The sequence below is a fragment of the Pararhodospirillum oryzae genome, from assembly GCF_007992075.1.
GTDB classification, from domain to species: domain Bacteria; phylum Pseudomonadota; class Alphaproteobacteria; order Rhodospirillales; family Rhodospirillaceae; genus Pararhodospirillum; species Pararhodospirillum oryzae.
Window position 1 is genome coordinate 47,072 of sequence record NZ_BJZO01000019.1, and the last position, 6,254, is coordinate 53,325.

Consider the following 6,254-nt stretch of genomic DNA (forward strand, 5'->3'; position numbering starts at 1 on the left):
AAAAACATCCCAAGCCGTGCCAGGATCCGTTCAGGGTCCCGGCGCGGCTTTTTTGTTGAATGGGATGGACGCCGGGCCCGGAACGGAGCCCCTGATCATGAGCGTGTTCGAAGGCCTCTCCCCGGAACCCGTGTGGCGCCATTTCGCCACCTTGTGCGCCCTCCCCCGCCCCAGCGGACACGAGGAAGCCGTGCGCGATGCCCTGGCCACCTGGGCCCGGGAACGCGCCTTGGCGGTGGAGAAGGACGGGGTGGGCAACCTGCTGATCCGCAAGCCCGCGAGCCCGGGCCGCGAGGGGCACCCGGGCGTGATCCTTCAGGGTCATCTCGACATGGTGGCCGAGGCGCGGGCCGGATCGTCCCACGACTTCCTGCGCGATCCCATCCAGCCCAGCCTGGACGACGGCTGGCTGGTGGCCCGCGACACCACGCTGGGCGCCGACAACGGCCTGGGGGTGGCGCTCGCGCTCGCCGTGCTGGAGGCGCCCGACGCCAAGCATCCCCCGCTGGAAGTCCTGCTGACGGTGGACGAGGAACGGGGCATGACCGGGGCCCAGGGACTGGCCCCCGGCTGGCTCAAGGGAACGCGCCTGCTGAACCTGGATACCGAGGGCTGGGGCGAGTTTTACCTGGGCTGCGCCGGCGGCGTCGATGTGAATGTCACCCGTGCGTTCACCCTGCGCCCCGCCCCCGCCGGACACACCGGGGCGCGGATCACCGTGGGCGGGCTGGCCGGTGGACATTCGGGGTGCGACATCGCGCTGGGGCGCGGCAACGCCAACAAGATCCTGGTCGGCGTTTTGCAAACCCTGGCCGAGCACGGCGCCCGCCTTGGGGGCCAGCTAGCCGGGGGCAGTGCCCGCAACGCCATCCCCCGCGATGCCTGGGCCACCGTCAGCCTGCCCCCCGGCCTTGAGGAAGGACTGGACACCCTGCTGGGCACCGCGCAAGAGCGCCTGCGGGCCCTGCTGCCGCCCGAGGACGCCGGGCTGGGCCTGTCGGCCACGCCGGCGGACGTGGAAACGGTGATGGACCCGATCGACCAGGAGACGTTGCTGGCGGTCCTGGCGGCGGCGCCGTGCGGCGTGCACGCGATGAGCCCCGCCTTCGCCGGCGTGGTGGAAACATCAAACAACCTGGGGGTGCTGCGCCTGGAAAACGGCGCGTTCCGGGCCAACCTTCTGGCGCGCTCGCTGATCGATGCCCAGACCCGCCGGTTGGCCGACACCCTGACCGAGGTGTTCCACGCCGCCGGGTTCACGGCCACCGCCGCCGGCTTTTATCCCGGCTGGACCCCCAACCCCGCCTCGCCCCTGCTCGCGACCTGCCGCGCCGTGTACGCCCGCGCGTTCCAGGCCGAGGCCGGGCTTCAGGTGATTCACGCCGGCCTGGAATGTGGCCTGATCGCCGCGCGCTATCCCAGCCTCGACATGATTTCGTTCGGGCCCACCATCCAAGGGGCCCACGCCCCCGGCGAACGGGTCGATGTCGCCTCCGTGGGCCACGCCTGGCGCCTGCTGCGGGCCCTGCTCGCGGCGTTGTAGGCCCTGTCTGGCGGGGGCTTTCAGCCCCCGCCCCTCCAAACGAGGGCGCGAAAGGGTATCGCGGCCCCATTTTCGGCAAATTTTCATCCGTTCGACCATTGCAGCGCATGGGGAGGACTTGCCATCTCATGGAACGGAAGCTCCCATGCGGCGATGGCGTGGCTCCTCGCCGGTTCCCCTACAGCCGGGATTTCGGCCGGACCTTTCCTTCGGACTCCCCCTGTCCGACCGACCCGCGCCCTATCGTGTGCTTCCATAACAACGGCAAGGCCATGCCTCTGCCGGTTCTGGAGCCGCGGACATGAAAATCACTCCCTATCGCGTTGCCCGCTTATCTCTTCTTGGCATTTTCACGACATCCATCGCCCTGATAGCTCTTATTTATTTTGTTGGGCATGAAAAATGGATAGATGGCGCCGTCGCGGTTCTCCTTCTTGTCGCTATTTTTCTTCTCCAACGCCTGGACCACGCCGTGCGCGAACGGCAGCATTGGTATGAATCGATTATCGACGCCATCCCGCTGCCCCTTTCGGTTACCGACAGTGACATGCGCTGGACGTTCGTCAACAAGGTGGTCGAAGACTTATTGGGGAAGAAGCGCCCGGATATCATGGGGATGGAGTGCCACAACTGGGGCGCCAACATCTGCCGGACCGAAAACTGCGGCGTTGCCTGTCTGCGCCGAGGGCAGACGCGCTCCATGTTCCATCAGTGGTCCCGTGATTTTACCGTGGATACCCATTACTTGCTCAATCTCACGGGCCAGCGGATCGGTCATGTTGAAGTCGTGCAAGACGTCTCCGAGCAAAAGGCCCTGGGCGATCTGATGGCCAAAATCACCAGCTATTCCAAACTGCTCGTGAACAACGCGGCGACGCTGTCCAATGCGTCGCAGCACATTTCCTCGACCGGAGATCAGGTCTCGGTCGAAACCAGCAGCATTTCCGCCGGCATGGAGGAGCTGGCGCAAACCATCACCGCCCTCGCCAGTGCGGCCGAAGAGGTTTCCGCCAACCTCCAAGGCGTTTCGGCCGCGTTGGAACAAACCAGCCGGTCGATCGAAAGCATCGCCGAGAACGCCCGCCACGGCACGGATCTGGCGGCGCGGGCCAACCAGCTGGCGGAGCAGGCCAGCGGCATCATGGGCGAACTGGGCTCGGCGGCGGCCGAAACCGGCACCGTGACCGAGATCATCAAGGGTGTTGCCAGCCAGACCAACCTGCTCGCCCTCAATGCCACCATCGAGGCCGCCCGCGCGAGCGAAATGGGCAAGGGCTTTGCCGTGGTCGCGGGCGAGGTGAAAAACCTGGCCAATCAGAGCGGCCGTTCCGCCGACGACATCGTGACCCGCATCAGCGGCATGCAGGAGATTTCCTCGAAGGCGGTGAACGCGATCGGTGATGTGAACGGGGTCATCGCCACCGTGGCCGAGGCCATGGCCCACATCAACGAGGCCATTTCCCAACAGCGCGCCGCCACCGGCGAAGTGGCGGGCAACCTGCAGCAGGCGAGCCAGGGTAGCAGCGAGTCGGCCGAAAACATCACCCAGGCGTCCAGCGCCATCCAGGAAATGAGTGCCAGCATTCACAAGATCAACGATGCCGCGCGCGGCAACGCCGAGGCCCTGCGCAGCGTCAACGGCTCGGTCAAGGAAATGAGCCGGATCGCCGGCGAACTCGACGCGATCATTCGCACGCACACCAAGCAGGCCTGAAACCCGGGGGAGGAGAACGGGAACGCGGAGGAGAAGGGGGGAGGGACACGAAAGGCCACGCGGGAAGCATGGCAAGCAGGAGCCCCGCCGCCCCTCCCTCCCGATATCCCGAAAGGGATGCCTACGCGAAGCCACCGTTCACGCGCAGGATCTGCCCGTTGACCCAACCGCCATCCGGCCCGGCCAGAAAGGCCACGGCGGCAGCGATGTCTTCCGGGGTGCCCAGGCGCTCCAGCGGCGGCAGTGCCGCCAGAGCATTGATTTCCTCCTGGCTTTTCCCATGCAAGAAAAGCTCGGTGGCGACGGGACCAGGGGCCACGGCGTTGACGGTGATGCCTCGGCCCCGCAGCTCGTTCGCGAGCACCCGCACCAAGCCCTCGACCCCGAGCTTCGAGGCGATGTAGGCGCCATAGCCTGGAAAATTCTTGGCGGTCACGCTGGTGGAAACGGCGATGAACCGCCCCCCCTCGCCCAGCCAGCGCCGCGCTTCGCTCATGGCAAGCCATGTGCCGCGCAGGTTGGCGGCGATCACCCGATCGAAACTCTCCCGTGCATCACGGCCGATCGGAGCCAGTTCCATGATTCCGGCCGCGTTGACCACGACGGCAAGGGTGCCCCGAGCCCCGGCCTGCTCGAAAAGCCGCGCCACGTCGCCCTCGTCGGCCATGTCGGCCTGGAGCGCAAAGGCGTGACCCTTGCCCGCGTGGATCGCGGCCACCACGGCATCGGCGGCGCCTTGCCCCTTGTGGTATTGCACCGCAATCGTGAATCCCTGGGCGGCAAGACGTCTTGCAATGCTGCCGCCAATCCCTCCGGAGCCGCCGGTCACCAGGGCAACATGTGTCGTGGTCATGGCCTCACCCTTTCTCGTGCCATGCCCGGAGCATCCATGACCCGGGCCAGGGTCGGATATTGGGCGCGCGCGGGAAGGAAACCAGAGGAGTTCAGCCCGATCACACCGTCAAGGGCTCCCAAGAGAGCCTGCTGACAACCTGGGGCCCGTCGGCAAGACCATGGGCCGTGCCGACGGGCCCCAGATCCTTGTGGGAGGCCTCAAGGCGAGGGACCGGAGAAACCTCGCCCGCCCCCCACAACGTGAGTCAGCAGGGATCGGTGCCCGTCACGCGCTCAGAAGGAGACCGTGGGCACCCCCGAAAATTTAGTCCCACGTAAAGCCATTGTCGTGCAGGTAAATGTTGCTCACCTTGCACCAATCGACTTGATACTGCTCGGTTTCATAGCCAATCCAGCTCACCCGGAACGGAACCACGCAATCCCCTTCATTGCTGTTCCAGTCCATGTCTGCGTATTCACCGGGTTTGATGGTCTCGTCCAACCAGTTGGCACTCCATTCCCCGTCCTCGTACGTCTTGAAGCCGTTGACCGTGTATTGGGTCGTCATGTTGTAAAGTTTAAACTTATAATCACTGGCCGAGGCGGGTGTGATTCCACTCCCGACCACGCAGGCCACCCCCAAGGCGCCAGCAAGCGCCAGGCTTCTTGCCACCATCCTTGCGACCATTCCTGTACTCTCCCGCATCCGTGGCCCCACTGGAGCCGCTTGCATTGCTGTTTTCCGGCGTCCGCCCCGAGGGAGGCCTCTGTCACACTCGAAGCGCCCGGTTCATGATCGTGAGCCTGTTTTCAGATCTCCATCAAGCCTAAAATCATTCCAGAAAAAAGAAAAACCAAAATACAACCCACAAAAAACATCAACCAATAAGGTTATCTGTATTTTCAATGCGCCGCAGAAACAAAACAAAATATAAACATCACGCCATGAATAGCAAGCGATCCATGAACCTAAAGTATTGATTTATTGTACTAAAAATGATAAAATTATTTTCATGCAATTAAATTCTGATTTTTTCCATATTCACCATTACCTAATGCCATATCACGGCTGTATATTTTCGAAAAAAAAAACAACACTGAAACCACCACCTAAATAAACGGCATCAATACGCAATAAATAGAATCTCACCAGAAAAAATCATGAGAAGAGAAACATCAATACAAATAATTTTTTCACGGAGGGCTCTTCGATTGACGAAAATCATTCCCGCAATCACCCCCGAGCCAGCCCATCAAATTACAGACTTTTGTCTAAAATCCGATTTTCCCGATATCAATCCGGTCTTCTTCCCGCTCGATGGATGGCGCTTCGATTATCGGAATACCATCATATAGTGCCAAAACACCACCAGACCTTCCCCCAAAAGGACCTTTTCGAAAGTCGGCCGATTGCCTTTGAGGCCTTGGGGTCGGGCGAAGGGGCACCGGAACCCTTTGCCAAGTTTCAAAGGAAGCCGCTATTCGCGCGGGAATCGGCAAGATGGAAATCGGGGGTGGAAAGCGCAAACACCAACCTCAAGAATCGACCCCGGGCCTGCCCCCTGCCCCCCCGTCGCCTTGTTCACCTTGGAAAGCGGGACGACCTGCCGCGTCTTCCTTCAACGCCTCTTCTCGAAAAGCGGCGCCCCCTTTTCCCTGACAAATCCTAATGCGCATTGACATACCCCTTTCACCGCCGACATCCTGGCCTTTTCACACGGAGGCCGGGTCGGCTTTCCAAACACAACAAAAGGGGGGAAACAATGCATCGAGGTCTTGCACTTGCTGGATGGCTTCTGATTCCAACCGCAGCCTTCGCTGCCGGGGAAGAGGCGATGGCAACCCGCTTTGGCAACACCGTCGTCGTTCACGAAACCATGGCCACGTCCCGTCTTTGGTTTCAGCCCGATCACACCTTCAAGGGCTCCAACTGGCTGCTGGACGTCAGTGGCACCTGGTCCGTGCAGGATGGTTCCATCTGCCTTCATTTTGACGAAACGCCCCCATTGCGCTCCAACCCCGAATGCGGCCGGCTGAGCGCCCATCAGGTCGGCGATACATGGGAGGAAAATGGACGGACCTATGAACTTCTCGAAGGCATCCACCATTAACCCCACGCACACGAAAACGCCGCCGGCCTTATGGGGCTGGCGGCGGGGGAAT

The 6,254-nt window shown here is 62.1% G+C and carries 5 protein-coding genes; 3 read left to right on the forward strand and 2 right to left on the reverse strand.

All coding sequences use genetic code 11. The annotated features are described in order from the left end of the window. Positions 1-97 precede the first annotated feature (97 nt). Positions 98-1,543 carry an aminoacyl-histidine dipeptidase gene (locus tag ROR02_RS05100; RefSeq protein WP_147162933.1) on the forward strand — a complete coding sequence of 482 codons (1,446 nt, stop codon included), beginning with the start codon at positions 98-100 and terminating at the stop codon, positions 1,541-1,543. A 301-nt stretch (positions 1,544-1,844) separates the two neighbouring features. Continuing rightward, entirely contained in the window at positions 1,845-3,257 is a 1,413-nt protein-coding gene (locus tag ROR02_RS05105) for a PAS domain-containing methyl-accepting chemotaxis protein (RefSeq protein ID WP_147162934.1), read from the forward strand. A gap of 121 nt (positions 3,258-3,378) precedes the next feature. Here the strand turns inward: ROR02_RS05105 and ROR02_RS05110 are convergent, their stop codons facing one another. Both ROR02_RS05110 and ROR02_RS05115 read right to left on the reverse strand, forming a co-directional pair. After that, positions 3,379-4,110, reverse strand: coding sequence for an SDR family oxidoreductase (locus ROR02_RS05110; protein WP_147162935.1), 732 nt, complete (start codon positions 4,108-4,110; stop codon positions 3,379-3,381). A 306-nt stretch (positions 4,111-4,416) separates the two neighbouring features. After that, a complete protein-coding gene (locus ROR02_RS05115) occupies positions 4,417-4,779 on the reverse strand; it encodes a hypothetical protein (protein WP_147162936.1) in 363 nt (120 codons plus the stop codon). Positions 4,780-5,926: 1,147 nt separating this feature from the next. Here ROR02_RS05115 and ROR02_RS05120 point away from each other — a divergent pair. After that, entirely contained in the window at positions 5,927-6,202 is a 276-nt protein-coding gene (locus ROR02_RS05120) for a hypothetical protein (protein ID WP_147162937.1), read from the forward strand. Positions 6,203-6,254: the final 52 nt, after the last annotated feature.